This is a genomic window from Planococcus beigongshangi, from assembly GCF_016820495.1.
GTDB lineage: Bacteria > Bacillota > Bacilli > Bacillales_A > Planococcaceae > Planococcus > Planococcus beigongshangi.
On sequence record NZ_JADHDU010000006.1, the window covers coordinates 60,628 to 79,707 of the forward strand.

23 protein-coding genes and 1 riboswitch are annotated in these 19,080 nt (G+C 48.2%); of the genes, 16 read left to right on the forward strand and 7 right to left on the reverse strand.

Annotated features, from left to right (window positions below; genetic code table 11):
* Nucleotides 1-76: 76 nt before the first annotated feature.
* A complete protein-coding gene (locus IQ294_RS12990; protein WP_203334483.1) occupies nt 77-637 on the reverse strand; it encodes a DUF4256 domain-containing protein in 561 nt (186 codons plus the stop codon).
* 112 nt (nt 638-749) lie between these two features.
* On the opposite strand from IQ294_RS12990, the gene IQ294_RS12995 reads away from it, so the two are divergent.
* The 7 genes from IQ294_RS12995 to IQ294_RS13025 all read left to right on the forward strand — a co-directional run bounded on the left by IQ294_RS12995 (nt 750) and on the right by IQ294_RS13025 (nt 5,205).
* A complete protein-coding gene (locus tag IQ294_RS12995) occupies nt 750-920 on the forward strand; it encodes a hypothetical protein (RefSeq protein WP_203334484.1) in 171 nt (56 codons plus the stop codon).
* 98 nt (nt 921-1,018) lie between these two features.
* Nucleotides 1,019-1,735 (forward strand): PspA/IM30 family protein, encoded by a 717-nt coding sequence (locus IQ294_RS13000; protein ID WP_203334485.1) that lies wholly within the window; start codon nt 1,019-1,021, stop codon nt 1,733-1,735.
* A gap of 48 nt (nt 1,736-1,783) precedes the next feature.
* On the forward strand, nt 1,784-2,812 hold the full coding sequence (locus tag IQ294_RS13005) for a TFIIB-type zinc ribbon-containing protein (RefSeq protein ID WP_203334486.1): 1,029 nt from the start codon (nt 1,784-1,786) through the stop codon (nt 2,810-2,812).
* Nucleotides 2,809-3,594: a TPM domain-containing protein gene (locus IQ294_RS13010; protein ID WP_349291359.1), complete on the forward strand. Its 786-nt coding sequence runs from the start codon at nt 2,809-2,811 to the stop codon at nt 3,592-3,594. The genes IQ294_RS13005 and IQ294_RS13010 overlap by 4 nt, the downstream gene beginning before the upstream one ends.
* 33 nt (nt 3,595-3,627) lie before the next feature.
* Nucleotides 3,628-4,593 (forward strand): SPFH domain-containing protein, encoded by a 966-nt coding sequence (locus IQ294_RS13015; RefSeq protein ID WP_203334571.1) that lies wholly within the window; start codon nt 3,628-3,630, stop codon nt 4,591-4,593.
* 48 nt (nt 4,594-4,641) lie between these two features.
* Nucleotides 4,642-4,956: a hypothetical protein gene (locus tag IQ294_RS13020; protein ID WP_203334488.1), complete on the forward strand. Its 315-nt coding sequence runs from the start codon at nt 4,642-4,644 to the stop codon at nt 4,954-4,956.
* 27 nt (nt 4,957-4,983) lie between these two features.
* Nucleotides 4,984-5,205, forward strand: coding sequence for a hypothetical protein (locus tag IQ294_RS13025; RefSeq protein WP_203334489.1), 222 nt, complete (start codon nt 4,984-4,986; stop codon nt 5,203-5,205).
* Between the two features lie 59 nt (nt 5,206-5,264).
* On the opposite strand, the gene IQ294_RS13030 is transcribed toward IQ294_RS13025, so the two are convergent.
* Nucleotides 5,265-6,047: a glucose 1-dehydrogenase gene (locus IQ294_RS13030; RefSeq protein WP_203334490.1), complete on the reverse strand. Its 783-nt coding sequence runs from the start codon at nt 6,045-6,047 to the stop codon at nt 5,265-5,267.
* A gap of 124 nt (nt 6,048-6,171) precedes the next feature.
* Between IQ294_RS13030 and IQ294_RS13035 the strand changes: the two genes are divergently transcribed.
* A complete protein-coding gene (locus tag IQ294_RS13035) occupies nt 6,172-6,975 on the forward strand; it encodes a class I SAM-dependent methyltransferase (protein WP_238942832.1) in 804 nt (267 codons plus the stop codon).
* A 33-nt stretch (nt 6,976-7,008) separates the two neighbouring features.
* Nucleotides 7,009-7,560 carry a DUF1697 domain-containing protein gene (locus tag IQ294_RS13040; protein WP_203334491.1) on the forward strand — a complete coding sequence of 184 codons (552 nt, stop codon included), beginning with the start codon at nt 7,009-7,011 and terminating at the stop codon, nt 7,558-7,560.
* 83 nt (nt 7,561-7,643) lie between these two features.
* On the opposite strand, the gene IQ294_RS13045 is transcribed toward IQ294_RS13040, so the two are convergent.
* Nucleotides 7,644-7,817, reverse strand: a complete 174-nt coding sequence (locus tag IQ294_RS13045) for a hypothetical protein (RefSeq protein WP_203334492.1) — start codon at nt 7,815-7,817, stop codon at nt 7,644-7,646.
* 222 nt (nt 7,818-8,039) lie between these two features.
* Nucleotides 8,040-9,068, reverse strand: coding sequence for an NADP-dependent oxidoreductase (locus tag IQ294_RS13050; RefSeq protein WP_203334493.1), 1,029 nt, complete (start codon nt 9,066-9,068; stop codon nt 8,040-8,042).
* A gap of 150 nt (nt 9,069-9,218) precedes the next feature.
* Here IQ294_RS13050 and IQ294_RS13055 point away from each other — a divergent pair, with 150 nt between their 5' ends.
* Nucleotides 9,219-10,349, forward strand: a complete 1,131-nt coding sequence (locus tag IQ294_RS13055; RefSeq protein ID WP_203334494.1) for an NADH-dependent flavin oxidoreductase — start codon at nt 9,219-9,221, stop codon at nt 10,347-10,349.
* A gap of 45 nt (nt 10,350-10,394) precedes the next feature.
* Here IQ294_RS13055 and IQ294_RS13060 read toward each other — a convergent pair whose 3' ends face one another.
* A complete protein-coding gene (locus tag IQ294_RS13060) occupies nt 10,395-10,904 on the reverse strand; it encodes a DUF2798 domain-containing protein (RefSeq protein ID WP_203334495.1) in 510 nt (169 codons plus the stop codon).
* Nucleotides 10,905-11,089: 185 nt separating this feature from the next.
* Here IQ294_RS13060 and IQ294_RS13065 point away from each other — a divergent pair, with 185 nt between their 5' ends.
* From IQ294_RS13065 to IQ294_RS13080, 4 genes are all read left to right on the forward strand, one after another.
* On the forward strand, nt 11,090-11,584 hold the full coding sequence (locus IQ294_RS13065; RefSeq protein ID WP_203334496.1) for a pyridoxamine 5'-phosphate oxidase family protein: 495 nt from the start codon (nt 11,090-11,092) through the stop codon (nt 11,582-11,584).
* Between the two features lie 144 nt (nt 11,585-11,728).
* Complete coding sequence (locus tag IQ294_RS13070) at nt 11,729-12,682, forward strand: Abi family protein (protein ID WP_203334497.1); 954 nt, start codon at nt 11,729-11,731, stop codon at nt 12,680-12,682.
* Between the two features lie 23 nt (nt 12,683-12,705).
* Nucleotides 12,706-13,116 carry a phosphotransferase gene (locus IQ294_RS13075; protein ID WP_349291360.1) on the forward strand — a complete coding sequence of 137 codons (411 nt, stop codon included), beginning with the start codon at nt 12,706-12,708 and terminating at the stop codon, nt 13,114-13,116.
* Nucleotides 13,117-13,208: 92 nt separating this feature from the next.
* Nucleotides 13,209-14,087 carry an AraC family transcriptional regulator gene (locus IQ294_RS13080; protein ID WP_203334498.1) on the forward strand — a complete coding sequence of 293 codons (879 nt, stop codon included), beginning with the start codon at nt 13,209-13,211 and terminating at the stop codon, nt 14,085-14,087.
* A gap of 362 nt (nt 14,088-14,449) precedes the next feature.
* Here the strand turns inward: IQ294_RS13080 and IQ294_RS13085 are convergent, their stop codons facing one another.
* Both IQ294_RS13085 and IQ294_RS13090 read right to left on the reverse strand, forming a co-directional pair.
* Complete coding sequence (locus tag IQ294_RS13085) at nt 14,450-16,003, reverse strand: hypothetical protein (protein ID WP_203334499.1); 1,554 nt, start codon at nt 16,001-16,003, stop codon at nt 14,450-14,452.
* Between the two features lie 408 nt (nt 16,004-16,411).
* Complete coding sequence (locus IQ294_RS13090; protein WP_203334500.1) at nt 16,412-16,930, reverse strand: cysteine hydrolase family protein; 519 nt, start codon at nt 16,928-16,930, stop codon at nt 16,412-16,414.
* 130 nt (nt 16,931-17,060) lie between these two features.
* Nucleotides 17,061-17,163: riboswitch (TPP riboswitch) on the forward strand.
* An 80-nt stretch (nt 17,164-17,243) separates the two neighbouring features.
* Between IQ294_RS13090 and IQ294_RS13095 the strand changes: the two genes are divergently transcribed.
* A complete protein-coding gene (locus tag IQ294_RS13095; RefSeq protein WP_203334501.1) occupies nt 17,244-18,068 on the forward strand; it encodes a lipoate--protein ligase family protein in 825 nt (274 codons plus the stop codon).
* A gap of 11 nt (nt 18,069-18,079) precedes the next feature.
* Nucleotides 18,080-19,030, forward strand: a complete 951-nt coding sequence (lipA, locus tag IQ294_RS13100) for a lipoyl synthase (RefSeq protein WP_203334502.1) — start codon at nt 18,080-18,082, stop codon at nt 19,028-19,030.
* The last annotated feature ends 50 nt before the right edge of the window (nt 19,031-19,080 follow it).

The following is a 19,080-nucleotide window of genomic DNA, read 5'->3' on the forward strand; positions in this document are numbered from 1 at the left end:
AAGATTTGAAAAATACTGGCATTGTAAAAAGGCTTCCGGACATGCAGAAGCCTTTAGGATGATTATTTAGTTATTATCATACTTCCAGCTTCCCGCGGAACGCCCTGCTCCCGTAATACGAATCGGCACCGTTATGATAAGTGAACACCTGGCCATAGCGGTAATCGCAGAAGATGGCGCCGCCGAGTTCACGGATATTTTCCGGTGTCAGCACCCAGGTGGATGTTTTCTTATCGAAACTTCCGAATGTCTGAAGCGCACGGTACTCTTCTTCCGTAATCACTTCGATCCCCATTTCAGCAGCCAGATCCATCACGGTATTTTCGGGTTTGAATTTCTTCCGCGCTTCCCAGGCTTCCCGGTCGTAACAAAGGCTGCGGCGGCCCTTCGGCGTTTCAGCAGAAAAATCGTAAAAGACATAAACGTCCTCCTGTGGTTCCAGAACGGCCACATCGGGTTCGCCGCCTGTTTCTTCCATCTGGAATAGAGACCATAGCTTATCCGGATTCGCTTCCAGTTTGACCTGGACATCCATCCAATCGATTCCTTCGTGGCGATTCATATTGCTGTCAAATCGCGTTTTCAGTCTGCCGATCAATTCTTCTTGCTGTTCCGGCGATAACTCTTTTTTCCCCATGTTGAGTTCCTCCTTCATTAATTGTTTTACTGTAAGTCAAGTATATACAAATCCATTCTTGAATTGAACGGTCTGGAAAAATAACGGTCGAACAGGGAGCAGATGAAACTTTTTGCAGACTCTTCCGTACAATAATAAAAAGGAAAGGCTGGCGATGGAAGTGGCGGCGAAAAAGGAAGAGAAAAAAGATCGATGGTGGATTTTTGAATTGCTGCTTGAAGCTGTGGAACTGCTGATTTACATTCCACGTTTGGTATTCCGTTTTATCAGAGAAATCAATTGAATGAAATGAAGCTTTCGGATTAACAGACAGCCGAAAAGGGTAGTTTGAAGGAATAGGCAAACCCTGTCTAATGAGAAAAAATGAAGAGGAGAATGATGATGGAAATTTTAAAACGCTTCAGGGATATCATGACAAGCAATATTCATGCGATGTTGGATAAGGCAGAGGATCCGGAGAAGATGATCGACCAATATATGCGCGATTTGAGCACTGATCTCGGCAAAGTGAAGTCGGAAACGGCGGCCATCATGGCGGCCGAAAAACGCGAGCGCCGCGAACTTGCAGATGTCCAGAAAGAGATGGATGATATGCAGCGGTATGCGGTCAAAGCACTCGAAGCAGGCAACGAAGATGATGCAAGAAAATTCCTGCAGCGTAAGGCAGAACTGACAGAACGCGAGCAGGGACTCCATACGGCCGTTGAAATGGCAGCCGCCAACACGATTCAGATGCGTCAGATGCATGATAAACTGGAAGAAGACATCAGTGAACTCGAATCGCGCCGGGCCGAGTTGAAAGGCAAAGCAGCGATTGCCAAAACACAAAGCCGCATGAACGAAATGGGTTCATCGATGAACGGAGCCGGCGAACGGATTTCCGCTTTTGATGCGATGGAGAAGAAGATCAACCAGCAGCTGGACGAAGCGCAGGCAATGTCGGAGCTGAACAGAGGTTCGGGAGACAATGTCAAAGATCTTGCGAAAAAATATGACGACACCTCCAATGTTGATGCGGAACTGGAGTCGCTGAAATCCGGCATCAATGTCGATGATGAACTGGAAGCCTTAAAATCACAGATCCAAAATAAAGAATAATGACTGACATGCATACGCTGCATACAGTATTGAAGGGAGGGGGACGGATTGGTCACTCATTATAAATGTCCGAACTGCGGATCGGATATGAGTTTCGACAGTGAATCCGGTCATCTGTCCTGCCCGAGCTGTGGGCGGCAGGACGAAATCGAATCGTTTCCTGAAGAGAATATTATAAAGGAATTCGATTCGGAAGAAGTGAAGGAATACCATTGTGAAAACTGCGGGGCAATTATTCTGACAGACGCCAATACAACAGCGACCAATTGCAGTTTCTGCAGTGCGCCGGTCGTATTGTCCGATCGGCTGACGGGGGAATTTGCACCTTCCAAAGTCGTTCCGTTTAAGATCAGTAAAGATGAAGCTGTGGCAGCTTTCCGGGCGTGGACAAAGAAAGGCCGTCTTTCGCCCACCAGTTTCAAGAGCGGTGAAAGGATCAAAAAAATGACCGGCATGTATGTGCCGTTCTGGCTCTATGATATAGAAGGGTCCGCAAACGTAACAGCGCTTGCTACAAAAGTGCGCACTTATACACGTGGCGATACGGTCTATACAGAAACGGACTTTTACGATATCCATCGTGAACTGGATCTCCGTTATTTGAAAGTGCCTGCCGATGCTTCGGAAAAAATGGACGACGAATTGATGGATAAGCTGGAACCCTATGATTACGGGGAATTGAAGGACTTTAAAATGCCGTATTTGGCAGGTTATCTTGCTGAAAAATACGATTATGACGATGAGGCGATGTTTTCGAGAGTCGAATCGAAAGTGCTCCCCTACATCGATTCATACATAAGTTCGACTGTTTCCGGCTATTCAACTGTGAATTACTCCAATAAAAACATCCATACACAAAAAAAGAATGTCCATTATGCCTTGTTTCCGGTATGGATGGTCTATTACGATTTCGAAAAAAAAGAACATACTTTTGCGATGAATGGCCAAACTGGTAAAGTGGTGGGCAAACCACCCATCAGCGGCTTTAAAGTCGCCGGCTGGTTTACAGGCATTGCAGCTTCTGCGCTGCTGGCCATGAAGGCAGTATCGTTTATATGGGGAGGCGTTCTTTGGTGAAAAAGGTGAACTTCAAAGCGCCTCTGCTTTTTTGCCTGATGCTGTTTTTGCTGTTCATTTCTTCATCAACAGCTTTTGCAGTGGCAGACCGGCATATATATGATGAAGGCAATTTACTCAGCGACTCTGAAATAGCTGAGCTGGAGGCAGTGGCAGCAGAACACAGCCGTAAACATGATGTGGATTTCCTGTTATTGACATCCGATGATCCTGAGATTTTTTTCATCACCAATTTTATGGGTGATTTCTTTGATGACTGGGCGGAAGAGAACAATCAGGAAAATGCGGTGCTATTGACGATCAATAGTGCAACCCGCGATGTTTATCTGGCAGGTTTCGGAACGGCGCAAAGGTCTCTCGACAACCAGCGCGTCGAACTTGTGCTTGACCGGATCATGAACGAAATGCGGGCGAATGATTTCGATGCTGCTTTCCATAAAACAGTGACAACAGCGAGCCGCTATATGGAATTTCGTCCAGGCGTCAATCCCGAACATATCTTTTTCAAAAACTGGTTTCAGATTTTGATAGCAGTGTTGCTTGGAGCTTTGATTGTCGGAATCATGATCTATAATTCAGGCGGCAGAATCACAACCACTGCCCGGACGTATTTTGATGACCAAAATTCTAAAGTGATCACGAAAAAAGATGTCTTCCGCAATAAGACTGTTACGCGCCGGAAAGTGCAGAAACAAAGCAGCGGCGGTGGAGGCAGTTTCGGCGGTGGAGGCGGCAGTACGGGCGGTGGCCGCTCTTTCAGTGGTGGCTGGCGCAAGTTCTGATGACCGATTCAACGAGAGAAGGGAATGACTAAGATGGTGTTTTTTAGCAATCAATTTGCAGATGTAGTGGAATGGGATGAATTCCGCGATGACATGATTTTTTATAAATGGGCCAATAAAGAAGTGAAAAAAGGCAGTCGCCTGATCATCCGCCCTGGACAAGATGCGATTTTCCTCAACAACGGCAAGATTGAAGGGATTTTCGAGGATGACGGCGAGTACGATATCGAATCGGAGATCGTTCCGTTTCTGTCGACATTAAAAGGCTTCCGTTTTGGCTTCAACAGCGGCATGCGTGTCGAAGTGCTGTTCGTCAACACGAAGGAATTCACCGTCAGATGGGGCACCCAGAACCCGATCAATATTCCGGCTCCGGGAATGCCCGGCGGTATGCCAATCCGGGCGAATGGCACATTCCAATTCAAGGTGAATGATTACATCAGCCTGATCGATAAAATTGCGGGTGTACGCACAAGTTATGTGGTTGAAGACGTGAAAATCCGCATTACGGCAGTCCTGGATCAGCTGCTGATGAAATGGATTCCCAAAGAAGGCAAGGATATGTTCAATCTGCAGGCCAACGCATCCGACATCGCGAAAGGCATCCAGGATGATCTCGACATGCAGGTGATGGACGATGGTTTCAAAATCACCGGCTTCCAGATCATGAGCTTTAATTATCCAAAAGAGATCCAGGATATGATCAATAAAAACGCATCTCACGGCATGGTGGGCGATATCTCGAGATATCAGCAGATGTCCGTCGCGGATGCCATGGGCAAGTCATCGGGTTCGAACACGGCATCCGACATGGCCGGCATGATGATGGGTATGAACATTGCGAAGGAAATGATGGATGATCAGAAGGATTCGGGGAAAGAATCAGCAGGGTCCGGATCCGGGTCCGGCAGCGGAAAAGGTCCGAATTTCTGTCCGAATTGCGGTGAAAAAGTGAGCGGCGCTAAATTCTGCCCGAACTGCGGAGAGAAATTGACATAACAAGACGGCCATGCCCCTCATCGAGTGATGAGGAGCACGGCCGTTTTTTTGGATGCCGATCATAAAAGCCTGAATGGCGATCACAAACAGCGTAATGCCGATCATAAAAGAGGTTATACCGATCACAAAAGGCCGGATGCCGATCATAAAACCACTTATCCCGATCACAAACCACATTTCAACTGGAAATCCTTTATTTCCATGGGCATCCTGGCAATCGATTTTACGCTTTTCTGTTGTTTATTGAAGAAAGCTGCATTTAGATGGAGAAAAAGGGCGCTCACCCTTCCGATAATCTCTCGAGATTTCTTTAAAAGTGCATTTCAAAAAGGAGTAAAATCTCTGCCTGCGGGTAAACTGTAAGTAAATGATTTTCAGGAGGGATTTTGAATGGCCAGAAAAGGGACAGCAGGCAAAACACCCGAGAAGCAGATTGGTGCGCGAGAATCGGGTATCGATAAAGCGATCAATAAAGTGAAGCAGACATTTGACGGAGAAAACGAAGCTACAGATTATGAAGAAGAAAAAGGCAGGGAAGAGCAAGAAGATGCCAAAGAGTATTCCAAGAAAGTTTCGGATGAGGAAACGAATAATCCGCGCAGAAACGAATAGGGATACACACAAAAGAGAAGTGCTGACCAGCCAGGTCAGCACTTCTCTTTTGCACTTTCTTAATATTTATACGATTGCCCTCCGTCGATCGGAATGACTGATGCGTTGATGAATTTCGCTGCATCGGACAGCAGGAATGCGACCAGATTGCCGACTTCTTCCGGTTTACCGAAACGTTTCATCGGATTGACGCTGACGAACTCCTTGCCGGCCGCTTCCCAGTCATCGCCAGCCATTTGCTTCAGGGAACCTTCTACCATGGGCGTCATGATGGCGCCGGGAGCAATGGCGTTGATGCTGATGCCGAACTGGCCGTATTCAATGCCGGAGTTGCGGGTCAGGCCGACAACGCCGTGTTTGCTCGCTGCGTAGCCGGACTGATTGCCGACGCCGCGGATTCCGCCGACGGATGCGGTGTTGACGATGGAGCCGTACCCTTGTTCCTTCATCACCTTCAGCACATGTTTCATGCCGTAGAAAACACCGTTCAAGTTAACGCTGACAACTTTTTCAAACTCATCCGAGCCGAAGTCTTCAGTCAGATTCTGTTTGCCTTCGATACCGGCATTATTGAAGAAGCCGTCAATTTTGCCGAATTTCTCGAGTGTGAAACTGACATAGTTCTTCACATCTTCTTCATTGGTGACATTGGCTTCGACAGTTTCAACCTGTGCATCCGCCGCTGCAGAAAGGATTTCTTTTTTACTGTCTTCCAGGCCGTCTTTATTCATATCAACCAGAACAAGTTTACCGCCCTGTTTGGCAATCGCCAATGCCGCTGCGCGTCCGAGTCCGGAACCGCCGCCCGTGATTATTATGACTTTTTCTGAGTAATCAATCATTGATCATCTCTCCTTTTTTGTTTGTGCTAAACTGTAGAAAAGCTTCCACTTATTCTTATACCCGGACAGCAAGGGGCTTAATCAGCTGGAACTTTAATCGTCAGCACAAGGGGATGGAAGAGGTTTGAAGGAAAATAATTTAGATCATTTACTGGCAAGCATGAAAATAATTGGAAACGATCATATTCAACGGTCCCAACTGAAGCACCGCCGGTCACTCGTCGAGGCGTTCGGTCTGGAAGAAGGCATGCGCATACTGGAAATTGGCTGCGGGCAAGGGGATACGACAGTGGTGCTCGCGGATGCCGTCGGAGAAAGTGGCTTTGTGCTGGCTGTAGATATAGCAGATCCCGATTATGGTGCCCCGATTACGCTCGGGGAAGCGACGGACACGATCGCTGCTTCTGCACTGGGCAGCCGTATCGAATTTAGACTGCAGACTGATTTACTTGATCTGCCTGAGGAAAATTTTGATGTGGCGATCCTCTCCCATTCCTCCTGGTATTTCCGCGATCCCGAACAGCTTCTCGCTTATTTTGAAAAAATGCGAAGAATGGCGAAGCGGATCTGTATCGCCGAGTGGGATCTCAATTTTACCCGCATGGAGCAGCGGCATCACTTTGCAGCGACTGCCATTCTGGCGTTGTACAGTGAATTTATTGATAATGAAGGGAATATCCAGCATGTATTCGATTCGCTCCAATTGCAGGACTTGCTTGAAAAAGCGGGCTGGGCGGTGCAGCAGACGGCGGTCGTCGATGCGGGATTTTTACAGGACGGCGCGTGGGAAGTTGACCATGCACAGAGTATCCGTGAGGAATTTCTCAAGACGCCGCCGCGCATCCAGTCGCTGGCCGCAAGTTTCTATGCGCTGCTGGAAGCGGAAGCTGTGGAAAGTCTGGACAGTCTGGTGATTTTGGCGGAATAAAGAATTTATCCGAGCCGGAGGGAGTGGGCTGATATGGTTTATGTGGCTTTGCTGCGGGACATCAATGTCGGCGGAAACAATAAAATCGATATGAAATTATTGAAGAGCGTATTTGAAGAAGCAGGTATGTCCGCCGTCAAAACGTATATCAATTCGGGCAATATCATTTTTGTGAATGATGATCATATTAAAGAAGAATTGCCGTCGGTATTGGAAGCAGCGATCCTGGCTCATTTCGGCTTGGCGATAAAAGTCCTTGTTTATTCGTTTGAAGATTTTAAAAGGGTGGCCGCAGAAATCCCGGATAGCTGGACGAATGACAAGGAGATGAAAAGTGACGTTTGGTTCCTGTGGCCGGAAGCAGACAGCGAATCGGTGCTTGGGGACTTGTCCGTCAAACCTGAAAACGACCGGGTGAATTACGTTCCCGGTGCCATCCTTTGGTCGGTCGATAAAGAGTTCGTCACGAAGAGCGGGATGCAGAAAGTGATTGGCACGAAATTATATAAATCGATGACGATCCGCAACGTGAATACCGTCAGGAAGCTGCTCGGACTGATGGAGGAATTGGACACGGAAAGTTAAATACGATACAAAACCCGCATCCTGACTTGCAGGATGCGGGTTTTTTCATCGTTTTCAGTGGCGCAGCGCTCTGGGGTCAAACATTAATCCTTCGCTTCGTCATCTCCGCTTTTCACGCTGTCTTGCCAATCGCCTTTGTTTTCATTGACGTAGTCTTTGCCTTTGTCTTTATACTCGTCACCGTGTTCGTTCAGATGAGTTTTGCCTTTTTCCGTCGCCTTGTCTTTTGCATCGTTGAATTTGTCGTTAAAAGCCATTCTACTCCATCCTTCCGTTCGGTTATTTCGTACATTGACTATTTACCCGGTCATTAAAACTTAAGTCAGACAAAAGGAAAAATCGATCGTAAGGCTCAGAAATTTTAGAAGCCTTTATCAGAATAAACCCTGGAATCGCCATGCCGATCACAAATGATGGAATGCCGATCACAAAAGCCTCATCTTCACCAAATCATCAGCCAAATCGTATTAAAATACGGCTTAAAGCTCCGCAAAGTCCGGATCCGCTACTTTCACCAGCTGTTTTCCGAGATTTTTACCTTCAAATAACTCCAAAAATGCACGTGGTGTGTTTTCGAAGCCTTCCACAATCGTTTCCTCGTATTTCAATTTGCCAGCTTGAAGCCATTTGCCGAGATCGGCGGCACCTGTCGCGAAATCGGATGCATAATCGCCAAGCGTGAAGCCTTTCATCATCGAACTCGTCGTGATGAATTTCCACTGGATGCGCGGCCCCAAATCCGCTTCAGGGGAATTATAGGAAGAAATCGTTCCGCACAGCACCACGCGTGATTTATTGTTCAGCTCCAGAATCACTGCATCGGACACTTCACCGCCCACATTGTCGAAATAGACATCGACTCCATCAGGTACGGCTTTTTTAAAGTCTTCCTTAAAGCTGTCGGATTTATAATTCACGGCAGCATCAAAGCCGAGTTCGTTTACCAGGTAATCGATTTTTTCCTGGGAGCCCGCGATGCCGACAGCGCGTGCGCCTTTCAGTTTCGCAATCTGGCCGACGACTGATCCTACTGCACCGGCGGCACCGGATACGACAACGGTTTCGCCTTCCTGCGGTTTGCCGATATCAAGAAGCCCGAAATAAGCGGTCAGGCCGGTCAAACCGAGGATTCCGAGGCGCGTAGTGATCGGTGCGATCGTCGGGTCCACTTTCTGGACACGCTCCGCTTTTACGATATTGTACTCGGACCATTTCATCGTGCCATTCACGATATCGCCTTTTTGGAGCAGGTCTGATTTCGATTCCACGACTTCGGCCAGGATGCCGCCGCTAATCGCTTCGTTCAATTTATATGGAGCCACATAAGATTTCACATCCCGCATGCGTCCGCGCATGTACGGGTCGACGGATAGATACAGTGTTTTAACCAGCACTTCGCCTTCAGCAGGGGACGCCATCTCTCTTTCGATGAAGGCGAAATCCTTATCTTCCGGAGTGCCTTCCGGGCGGTTAGCCAGGTGAATTTCTTTATAAGTCTTCGGTGTCATCTAAACTCCTCCTTTAATGTCCATTCGAAAAAAGCGTAACATTACCAAAGAATGGAATCAAAAATTTGGGCCTGTAAGCCAGTTTTGTTGTAGCCCTTTGAGCCATGTGCTATTTTGAAATAACGAAACTCCATAGAAAAGAGGAATTCCATGAACCCGAAATTCAAATCTTTATTCGAAGAAATTACATTGCCGAACGGTGTGGTGCTGAGCGACCGTTTAGGTGTTGCACCGATGACGACATATGCAGGAAATCCGGACGGCACCGTCTCTGACGAGGAACTGATCTATTACCGCCGCCGCTCCAATATTGGCAGTCTATTCGTTTCAGCCTGTATCGCGGTGTCCGAAAACGGCATTGCGTTTCCGAACCAGTTTGTCGCATTCAAAGAAGACGTCATGCCGCGGCTGTCGCAATTGGCAGCGGCCATGAAATCGAATGGCAATAAAGCCATACTTCAGATGCAGCACGGCGGCCGGCAGGGCCAGCCGCACCTGATCGCCGCCAATGAAACAGTAGCGCCGAGTGCTGTCGAAGCACCCGCCGGCAAACCAACGCCGCGTGCTTTGACAAGTGAAGAAATCACTGACATCATCCGTGATTTCGGCGAAACGACACGCCGGGCAATCGAAGCCGGATTTGACGGTGTGGAGATCCACGGTGCCAATACGTATCTGATCCAGCAATTCGTTTCGGAAATCACGAATCAGCGCGTTGATGAATGGGGTGGCAGCCTGGAGAATCGCTTGAAGTTCCCGCTTGCCGTGCTTGCGGAAGTCAAACGGGTCGCCGCTGAATATGCAGATGAAAAGTTCATCATCGGATATCGCCTGTCTGCAGAAGAATACAGTCAGGAAGGCGTCGGCTATACGATCGAAGAAACGAAAGTTTTGACTGAGAAATTGATTGCCGGGGGAATCCATTATCTGCACGTCTCATTATTGGATTTCAAAAAGCAGCCCCATGACAATAAGGATGAAGGCAGCATCGTTTCCATTTTATCCAAGCTTATCAACGGCCGCGTCGCATTTGTCGCAGTCGGCAGCATCAAAAAGCCGGAAGATGCCGTGGCGGCACTCCAAGAAGGTGCAGACATCGTCGTGATGGGGCGCCAGGCATTGATTGACCCCGAATGGACTGAAAAAGTGAAGCAAGGCAAAGAATCCGATATCAATGAAATGATTCCAAAAGACATGGTGGATCACATTGAAATTCCGACGTTAATGTGGAATATGATCGGCGCTTCCCGAATGGTGCAGCAAGAAGAAGTTAAATCCTAAATGATAAGATAAAAGCTCCCTGCCAAATTCGGCAGGGAGCTTTTCCTATAGGATTTGCTGTTCCAATACGGCTTTTCGATCTTGCGCATCATGCAATTTCACCATGGCAAAACGGGCAATCGGCTGGATGACAAGACTTTCGGCTGCAAGGACGATGACGAAATTTCGCGGCCAGTTATGAAGCCAGTTGCTCAATAGTTTCCCGTGGAAGCCGTTGCCGACGATATCGCCGATCAGTGTCATGGCCGCAGACATGCCGATTACGGTAAAAAGGATGCGGAACAGGATCTTCGCATTGAAGCTGTCTGATTGCTTCGTGAATTTTGCCGTCAGGGCTTCGGCGATCCGGCCGAAAATGAGCGGTTCGATCAGCATGACGATGATCCAGATGATCGGCAGCATCTTCAAAATCGTCAAAGCGACGTCTCCGTCGAATGCTCCGGCAAAATAAACGGCGCTGTATACCGTCATGAATAATACGGTCAATGTGGAAATGATGGAACCGTATAAGAATCCTTCTTTGCCGTTGCGCGGCAGTCGTTTCTCTAATTGCATAATGATGTTTTTCCCCTTTAACATTGGTTTTCTGTAAGCAGATGCTAACTATATCAAAGAGGGATGCGGCCATGTAAGTGTCCATTTCATGTCCATTTGAGAAAGCATCCCCTGTTTAATCGAGCGGGAAAATGGGAAGACTCACTAAAGATGAGACAGATATAAATTTCAAGGAGGAATTTCACATGGCAGAAAATACACCTACTCATAAAGAGGAATTGAAAATCGTCAACGATTTGATCAAGGATATCGAAGTGGCGATGTTTACGACGATCATGGACAATAAACCGGTATCCCGTCCGCTCCAGACACAGGAAGCAGAATTCGACGGCGAGCTTTGGTTCCTGACGTTGAAGGATACGGATAAATATCAGGAAATCCTGGAGAATCCGGCGGTCAACGTGTCATATGCCGGAAAATCATATGTATCGATCAGTGGACAGGCACAGTTCGTAGAGGATTTGGAGCGCAAAAAGGAATATTGGAGCCCCGTGTTCGATAAATTGCTCGGTACGACTTATGATGACCCCAATGTCATCCTGATCAAAGTGACAGCGGACTCCGCTGAATACTGGGATTCCGGCAGCACGCTGAAAACGGTCAAGAACTTTGCTAAGAAACTGACAGGCAACGAAACAGAAGGTGATAAGAAGCAGATGAACGATACGGTGGAATTTTAACCGGCTTTTATTATATAGAAGAAACAACGGAAACCCGCAGACATTTTGATGCCTGCGGGTTTTTCACTTGCTGTCAAAAGGGTTTATTATTTAAGGCATCTCGCTTACAGTAAAGGAAAGAGACCGTTGCAGAGGATGAAAGAGATGAAAGTATTTGCGTCACACGACGAACAGATTATGATTTTGCAGAACCGGGGTTTGCTGGTGCCGGATAAGGCGACAGCGCGGCGGGTTCTATCGCGCGAGAATTATTATGCGCTGATCGATGGGTATAAGGATCCTTTTTTGGAGCGGGATGAGCGGCTGAATCCCTATGGCCAGGAAAAGTACCGGACGGGCACCGAGTTCGGCCATATCTACGCGCTGTATCGTTTCGACCGGGAACTGCGCATGCTGATGCTGGGTGAATTGCTGAAATTCGAGAAGAACATCAAGTCGAAAGTGGCGTACCGGTTCTCGGAGAAGTTCAAGGAGACCGACAGTTTTCTGCAGGCGGCCAATTACAGTTTGGAAGTGGATCGCCATCACGAGCGCGATCGCATCATCGCGACACTGGCCAACCTGATCAAAAGCCATAAGAAACGCGACCACGTAAAATACCCGGAGATCCGGGAGTTTTTTGACAAGCACCGAAACGTCCCGCTGTGGGTGCTCGTCAATTTCCTGTCACTCGGTCAGATCACCAATTTCTATTCCGTGATCGATGATGATTTGCGGGAGCGCATTGCGGCGGATTTTGCGGAAGAATTCAGTGAGGAAAATGAGCCGCTCAGTTTGAGAGCGGCGGAATTGGATGCCATTTTGAGAATCGCTTTTCCGTATCGCAATAAAGCGGCGCATGAAGAGGTTCTATACCGCTACCGGCTGCCGCATCCTGAAGATCTGAGGGATGTCGATGCCCTGCTGCGTCTGCATGCTGGCAGCCTAGGAAAGGGAACGGTCTATTCGATGGCGGGCTTGCTCAGGATGTTGCTGGCAAAAGAGGAATACAACAGTTTCTCAGTGGAACTCGACCGCCTGATGCAGGAATTGAAAGAGGCGCTGCCAAGGCGGGCGTATGGCGCGGTTATGCGGGATACGGGTTTTCGGGAAGACTGAATGTGGATCAATGAATTAAAGGAGTGAAGCGGAGCGGACTTGGCGTCAGTGAAAAATTGTGGACGCGCTGGCAGAACTGGATCGGCGATGATTCGTTCTGGCCGGAGAACACCGGTTTTATCCACGGAGATTTGCATCCGGGGCATATTCTGGTCGATGGAGATGAACGCGTAACCGGCTTTATTGACTGGACAGAAGCGAAAGTGGCTGACATATCGACTGATTTCATCGGACATCTCAGGACGCACGGCGAAGAGGAGCTGGCCCGATTGATCGCGGCTTATGCTGAGGCGGGCGGTGTGGTATGGCCGAAGATGAAGGATCATATTCTGGAACTTGCTGCGACCTATCCGATTGATATTGCGGAGTTTGCGATCAAATCGGGCAGCGGCGAATACCTGGATATGGCAAGAGGGGCGTTGCAGGAGGAATAGGGGAAAGGAGCAATGCGATATTTTCCGTACAGCATACATCGGATGAAGGGAACGGATCCCGACTAGAATTGAAAAAGAAGGGAGGTCAGATGATGAATATGCTGAAGGACATGAATGAGGCATTGAATTATATTGAAGAACAATTGGACGGCGACATCGATTTTCAGGAAGTGGCGGCGATCGCCGGCGTTTCGGAATATCATTTCCGGAAGATGTTTTCGTATTTGTCCGGCATGGGGCTGAGCAGCTATATCCGCAACCGGCGCCTGTCGCAGGCGGCATTCGATCTGCAGCAGGACGACGGGCGGGTGCTGGATGTCGCTGTCAAATACGGCTACGATTCGGCGGACGGCTTCAGCCGCGCATTCCGCGAGTGGTCGGGCATCTATCCGTCGGAAGTGAAGCACAGCGGCCCTTTGAAGCTGTTTCCGCGTCTGACTTTCCAACTGACGATTCAAGGAGGAATGGATATGGATTACCGTATTGTTGAAAAAGAAGCATTCAGGCTGGTGGGCATCCAAAAACGTGTGCCCCTCATCTTTGAAGGGATCAACCCGGAAATCATGAAAATGGTGGAATCGATTACCGCAGAACAGCGTGACAGGCTTGGGGCGGTCCGGAATACGGATGTCAAAACTGTGGTGAACGCATCTTTTAACTTTGATGATGGACGCAATGAGGAAAAGGGGGAGCTGGATCATTTGATCGGTTCCATCACGACGCTGGATCAGGATTTCGGTGAGTTTGATGTGGTGGATGTTCCTGCAGGAAGCTGGGCAGTTTTCAAAGCTGAAGGGGAATTCCCGAAAGTGCTGCAGGATACGATGGCGAAGATTTTCTCCGAATGGCTGCCGTCTTCGAATTATGAAATAGCGGAAGGACCGGAAATCTCTTTTAACGGCGATATGTCGGATTTACGGAATGTCTCGAGTGAAATTTGGATCCCCGTGATAAAGCGGAAGAATCTGTAATAATTTTGTGATGGAGCTGATGGCAATAAAGCCGGAAAAGATTCGCGGATGCGTGGATCCTTTCCGGTTTTTATCATTTTCAGCGGTGAATTTGTCTTTTTACAGGGAAATTTGAAAAATGGGATGGTAAACTCTGCTGAAAAGGAGGCTGGAGCAGGCGGTTTTCGGACTTTCATCAGTTTGTGATCGGCATATGTGGTTTTATGATCGGCATTCCACTGTTTGTGATCGGCATATGGAGTTTTATGATCGGCATTCCACTATTTGTGATCGGCATCCGAGGTTTTGTGATCGCCATGTAAATTCATGGACCAAAATAAAAAAGGATTCGCGCAAAAGCGAATCCGTTTTCAACCGATCCATCATCCAGCTTCCTGTATTTCATTTTCCACGAGCTCCGTCACTTTTTCGATGACTGCATCATAATAAAGCAGTTCCTCATCAAGCAGGATCATGTAGCCTTCAAGCGGAGACGAAGAATTGATCAATTCGTAAGCTTCCACATACGCCTCCAGATTATAGAAAGTGAAGCCCATATCCAAATCCTCCGAACTGTCATCCACAACGATCTGCGCGTCCCTGATCAGCGCCAGCGATTTCGCTGGATCCACAAGCAGATAAATCTCGGCAAGTGATGTCAGATCATCCACGCGGGAATCGGCATCGCCGTTTTCCAGACGGCCTTCGATCAATCGGATGGCATCATCGAATCGATTTTCCATGAGATAGATATCCGTTTCCATCCAGCTAAGGTGGTAAAGGTCTTCCTCGGATGCATCCTTCTTCAACTCGTCGATCAGGCTAAGCGATTCGGCGAAATCCCCCTTGTCCATGGCCGCGTAAACTGCGTCGTATTGGGCCATTTCCGCCTGGCTCTCCGCTATCAGCTCATCCAGGAAAGTTTCCTGGAAATCAGCAAGTTCCATGCCGCTCGCCTCTTGGAGCATGCCGTAGAATTCACTCTTTTTATCCGCAGACAGGAGGGTGGCCAGAATCCCTTCCCCGTAATCATTGGCAAGGGCTTCCACAGCTAAAAAGCTCTGGACGTATGGATCGAAGTTCCGGGAATATGAATCATGGAATGAAGCATCCGTATCCAACAATGTAAAATCTGTGATTTCGATATCTTCCAGGTCATACCAGTCACTTGTCTCGCCTGCCAGGTAATCCGCGATTCCTTCTTCAAACCAGACAGGAAGACGCGTTTCGGATAAACCTGCTTTCTCGCTGTACAAATGGCTTTGGTGATGGGCATATTCATGCAGGAGAATGATATCCCATGAATAATCGTCCGGCACCAAGTGGATTTCCCTGCTGTAATAATCATAATAGCCCATCGCTTCCTCATAGCCGGAAGCTTGTGACAGGGTCTCGAAATCATCATGGAAGACGATTGTCAGGTTACCGGGCTCTTCATTGCCGAAAAAATCGTCGATCCGCTGTTTTTCAAGCTCCAAAAATTCATCGATTTTCTGAATCTCATCTTCTGTTGAAGATGTATACGAATAAACTACACCGTTTTTCTCGAGACTGCCTGCAGCGTTGTTTTTCGGACCGCTGTTCCATAAAGAGGCCACCAGCATTTCCGTTTTTTCAGAAGCTGAAAAATCCTTTGTCAGCTCACGGGCTTCGAGCGCCGTATTCGCGACAGCAAAAACACCGATTGCAGAACTGAGATAAACCGTCAAAATAAGCATGGCCGCCACTTCCAGGCGGCTTGTCAACCCGATTTTTCGGAGCCCGCCAGTTTCAATGCCGTAAAGGCTGAAAGCAAGCATTCCGACGCACAGAATCAGGATCACTCCCGAAAAAAGGATCCCGAGTATGAGCCCCTGGCTGAATATGAGCCAATACCCCCCGATGCTCAGCCCCAGAAATAAAATCGATAACAGAAGTAATTTGAATAAGAGTTTCATGTCGTCCTCCGCTTTCCATGTTTGATGATCATATAAAACAAGTGCCGAATGAAAAAGGAGGTTACTGGCGTGAGCCTCTACAACTTTTATTTTTCGTCTCGGATCTGCTTTTGAACCTGGCAGCATTCATAGGTGAAAGTCTTCAGGTTTTCTATATATTAACATTTACTAACCAAGGAATATATCTATTTTTATCGGCGGATCTGGCCGCAGCCAGAAAACAGTCTCAGCGGGTAAGGCCGGGAAATGAAGATGAAGGGATGGAATAAGGTGGATCCACTGACAGGAAAACTCGACGCTGTCACCTGAGAGAGAGGGTTGAACGATGACTCAGCCGCCTGTATCCGAATCGATCAATAACGGCAAAAAGGAAAGCGCCCGTCAATCGGCACTTTCCTTTTCCGCAATTCATTCCCTGAATTCAATTTCGCCGGTTTCCTGCATAGCGGCAAAGTCACGCAGCTGTTCATTGTAGTGGTCAATAATTTGGCTCGCCTTCCTATCTTCCGAATCCCATGTGCCATGCGCATCTTTAACAAGCGTCACGTTAAAACCGTGCTGACTGGCGCTGCGCGTCGTGGCGTCAATGCAGTATTCCGTCTGGTTGCCGGCGAGCACCAGGTTTTGAATGCCCCGATTCTTCAATTCCTCCAGCAGCCGCGTCCCATAGAAAGAATCAGGTGTTTTTTTCTGAACGATCAGCTCATCCGGTTCCGGGGCAATGGACGGATGGATCTGCCAGAAATCAGTTCCTTCCACAAGGGCGGCGTCATTATGCTGCACATAAATGACCGGCACATCCGCTGCCCTCGCTTTTTCGATGAGGGATTTCAGATTCCTCAGCATCTTCTCGCTTTGATGAACCGGATTTGCTTCATCATACATTTCGTTATGTGCATCAATGATCAGTAAAGCTGTATTTGACATGGCGCAGTCTCCTCTGCAAATCTTCTTACTGGAATAAATTCGACTTATCTATTTCAAACCCTTTCTTTACACAAGATAAAAAGGGGTTTGATTTTTGGATTCCTTATGCTACGCTGTTATTAACCAAATATTTACACACTGGGGGAGCCGCTTTTGGGCTGAGACAAGCATCGCTTGGACCCTTGGAACCTGATCTGGATTATGCCGGCGTAGGGAAGTGGCAGTTGCATTCATTATGATGCAACCCTTCTGCACTGCTGTCCGATTCATGGAAGCTGTGTATTTTTTTGTGCAAAAATTAGGAGGGGAAGCGATGGGGGAAACATGGGGGTTCATCGATTCGGGTCATGCCAGTCCGGCCTTTAACATGGCCCTGGATGAATTGATGCTCGAATGGCTGAGCAAAGGGGAGATGGGCCCGACGATCCGGTTTTATGGCTGGTCACCGGCCGGGATATCGATTGGCCGTTTCCAGGATGCCGATGAAAAAATCGATTTTCAGCAGGCTGCTGTCTACGGAATGGAAATTGTCAGGAGACAGACCGGCGGACGCGCCGTGCTGCATGATCACGAACTCACTTATAGTGTAGTGGTGCCGGAAACACATCCAGCAATGCCGCGTTCGGTCAAAGAAGCCTATCTGGTCATTTCGAAAGGATTATTGGAAGGCTTTCGGGAACTCGCCATCCATGCAGAATTCGCCATTCCGGAAACATCCAGGGAAAAAACGGATTCTGCTGTCTGTTTTGACAAATCATCCTGGTACGAACTATTGGTAGATGGCAAAAAAGCGGCTGGAAGCGCACAGATGCGCAGAAAAGGCATGATCTTGCAGCACGGTTCCATCCCGATTGAAATCGACAGGATGAAATTATTTGATTTATTCAGCTACCCATCTGCCGCAATAAAACGGAGAGCGCTGGAGGCGTTCAAAGAGAAAGCCATCTCCATCAATGAAGCGGCGGATAGACCACATGATTTTGACGAAGTGAAAGCTGCGTTCAAACAGGGATTCGAAAAGGGGCTCGGCATACAATTGGAAACGATGGTGCTGTCGGAAGCGCAATTGATGGAAGCCGGCCGCCTTGCGGAAACGAAGTATAAAAATCTTGATCTGAAATTTTCAATCGAAAAATAGGAGGGTCCACAATGACTAAACAAGAAGAATACATACGGAAACCGGATTGGCTGAAGGTGAAGATCAATACGAACGAATCGTTTACAGGTCTGAAGAAATTAATGCGCGAGAAGAAATTGAACACCGTGTGTGAGGAAGCACGGTGTCCGAATATCCACGAATGCTGGAGTGAACGGAAAACCGCGACCTTCATGATTCTGGGAGATACCTGCACGCGCGGCTGCCGCTTTTGTGCGGTGAAAACCGGATTGCCGAATGAGCTCGATCTGGGCGAACCGGAACGCGTCGCGGAATCCGTCGAAATCATGGGCTTGAAGCATGTCGTGGTCACAGCAGTTGCCCGTGATGATCTGAAAGACGGCGGAGCAGCCGTCTTTGCGGAAACTGTACGCGCTATCCGGAGGAGGATGCCTGCCACGACCGTTGAAATTCTGCCATCCGATATGAAAGGTGATTATGAAAGCCTCCATACCTTGATGGACAGTGCGCCGGATATATTCAACCATAATATCGAAACCGTGAGACGCCTGACAAAACGCGTGCGTGCCCGTGCGATGTATGACCGCTCGCTTCAATTGCTTGCACGGGTCAAGGAAATCGCTCCGGATACACCGACCAAATCGAGCATCATGGTCGGGCTCGGCGAAACGAAGGAAGAAATCATCCAGGTGATGGACGATCTTCGTGCGCATAATGTGGATATTATGGCAATCGGGCAATACCTGCAGCCGACGAAAAAACATTTGGAGGTGGAGCGTTATTACCATCCCGATGAGTTTGCGGAACTGAAGGAAATCGCTCTTTCAAAAGGCTTCAGTCACTGTGAAGCCGGTCCGATGGTACGCTCGTCCTATCATGCAGACGAACAGGTAAGTGCGAGCTCCGCCCAGCGCCGCATCAATTACATGAAAGGCTACGAGTCGCAGGGCAGGAAACTGGAAGAGAAATTTTTTAGTATATAAATGAAAATGGCCTCCGCATTAGCGGAGGCTATTATTTTCCATAAGGATGT

Coding starts and splice junctions, on each gene's coding strand:
- IQ294_RS12990 (WP_203334483.1), bottom strand. CDS start 637: ATGGGGAAAAAAGAGTTATCGCCGGAACAGCAAGAAGAATTGATCGGC.
- IQ294_RS13000 (WP_203334485.1), top strand. CDS start 1,019: ATGGAAATTTTAAAACGCTTCAGGGATATCATGACAAGCAATATTCAT.
- IQ294_RS13015 (WP_203334571.1), top strand. CDS start 3,628: ATGGTGTTTTTTAGCAATCAATTTGCAGATGTAGTGGAATGGGATGAA.
- IQ294_RS13025 (WP_203334489.1), top strand. CDS start 4,984: ATGGCCAGAAAAGGGACAGCAGGCAAAACACCCGAGAAGCAGATTGGT.
- IQ294_RS13030 (WP_203334490.1), bottom strand. CDS start 6,047: ATGATTGATTACTCAGAAAAAGTCATAATAATCACGGGCGGCGGTTCC.
- IQ294_RS13040 (WP_203334491.1), top strand. CDS start 7,009: ATGGTTTATGTGGCTTTGCTGCGGGACATCAATGTCGGCGGAAACAAT.
- IQ294_RS13045 (WP_203334492.1), bottom strand. CDS start 7,817: ATGGCTTTTAACGACAAATTCAACGATGCAAAAGACAAGGCGACGGAA.
- IQ294_RS13050 (WP_203334493.1), bottom strand. CDS start 9,068: ATGACACCGAAGACTTATAAAGAAATTCACCTGGCTAACCGCCCGGAA.
- IQ294_RS13055 (WP_203334494.1), top strand. CDS start 9,219: ATGAACCCGAAATTCAAATCTTTATTCGAAGAAATTACATTGCCGAAC.
- IQ294_RS13060 (WP_203334495.1), bottom strand. CDS start 10,904: ATGCAATTAGAGAAACGACTGCCGCGCAACGGCAAAGAAGGATTCTTA.
- IQ294_RS13065 (WP_203334496.1), top strand. CDS start 11,090: ATGGCAGAAAATACACCTACTCATAAAGAGGAATTGAAAATCGTCAAC.
- IQ294_RS13070 (WP_203334497.1), top strand. CDS start 11,729: ATGAAAGTATTTGCGTCACACGACGAACAGATTATGATTTTGCAGAAC.
- IQ294_RS13080 (WP_203334498.1), top strand. CDS start 13,209: ATGAATATGCTGAAGGACATGAATGAGGCATTGAATTATATTGAAGAA.
- IQ294_RS13085 (WP_203334499.1), bottom strand. CDS start 16,003: ATGAAACTCTTATTCAAATTACTTCTGTTATCGATTTTATTTCTGGGG.
- IQ294_RS13090 (WP_203334500.1), bottom strand. CDS start 16,930: ATGTCAAATACAGCTTTACTGATCATTGATGCACATAACGAAATGTAT.
- IQ294_RS13095 (WP_203334501.1), top strand. CDS start 17,244: ATGGGGGAAACATGGGGGTTCATCGATTCGGGTCATGCCAGTCCGGCC.
- lipA (WP_203334502.1), top strand. CDS start 18,080: ATGACTAAACAAGAAGAATACATACGGAAACCGGATTGGCTGAAGGTG.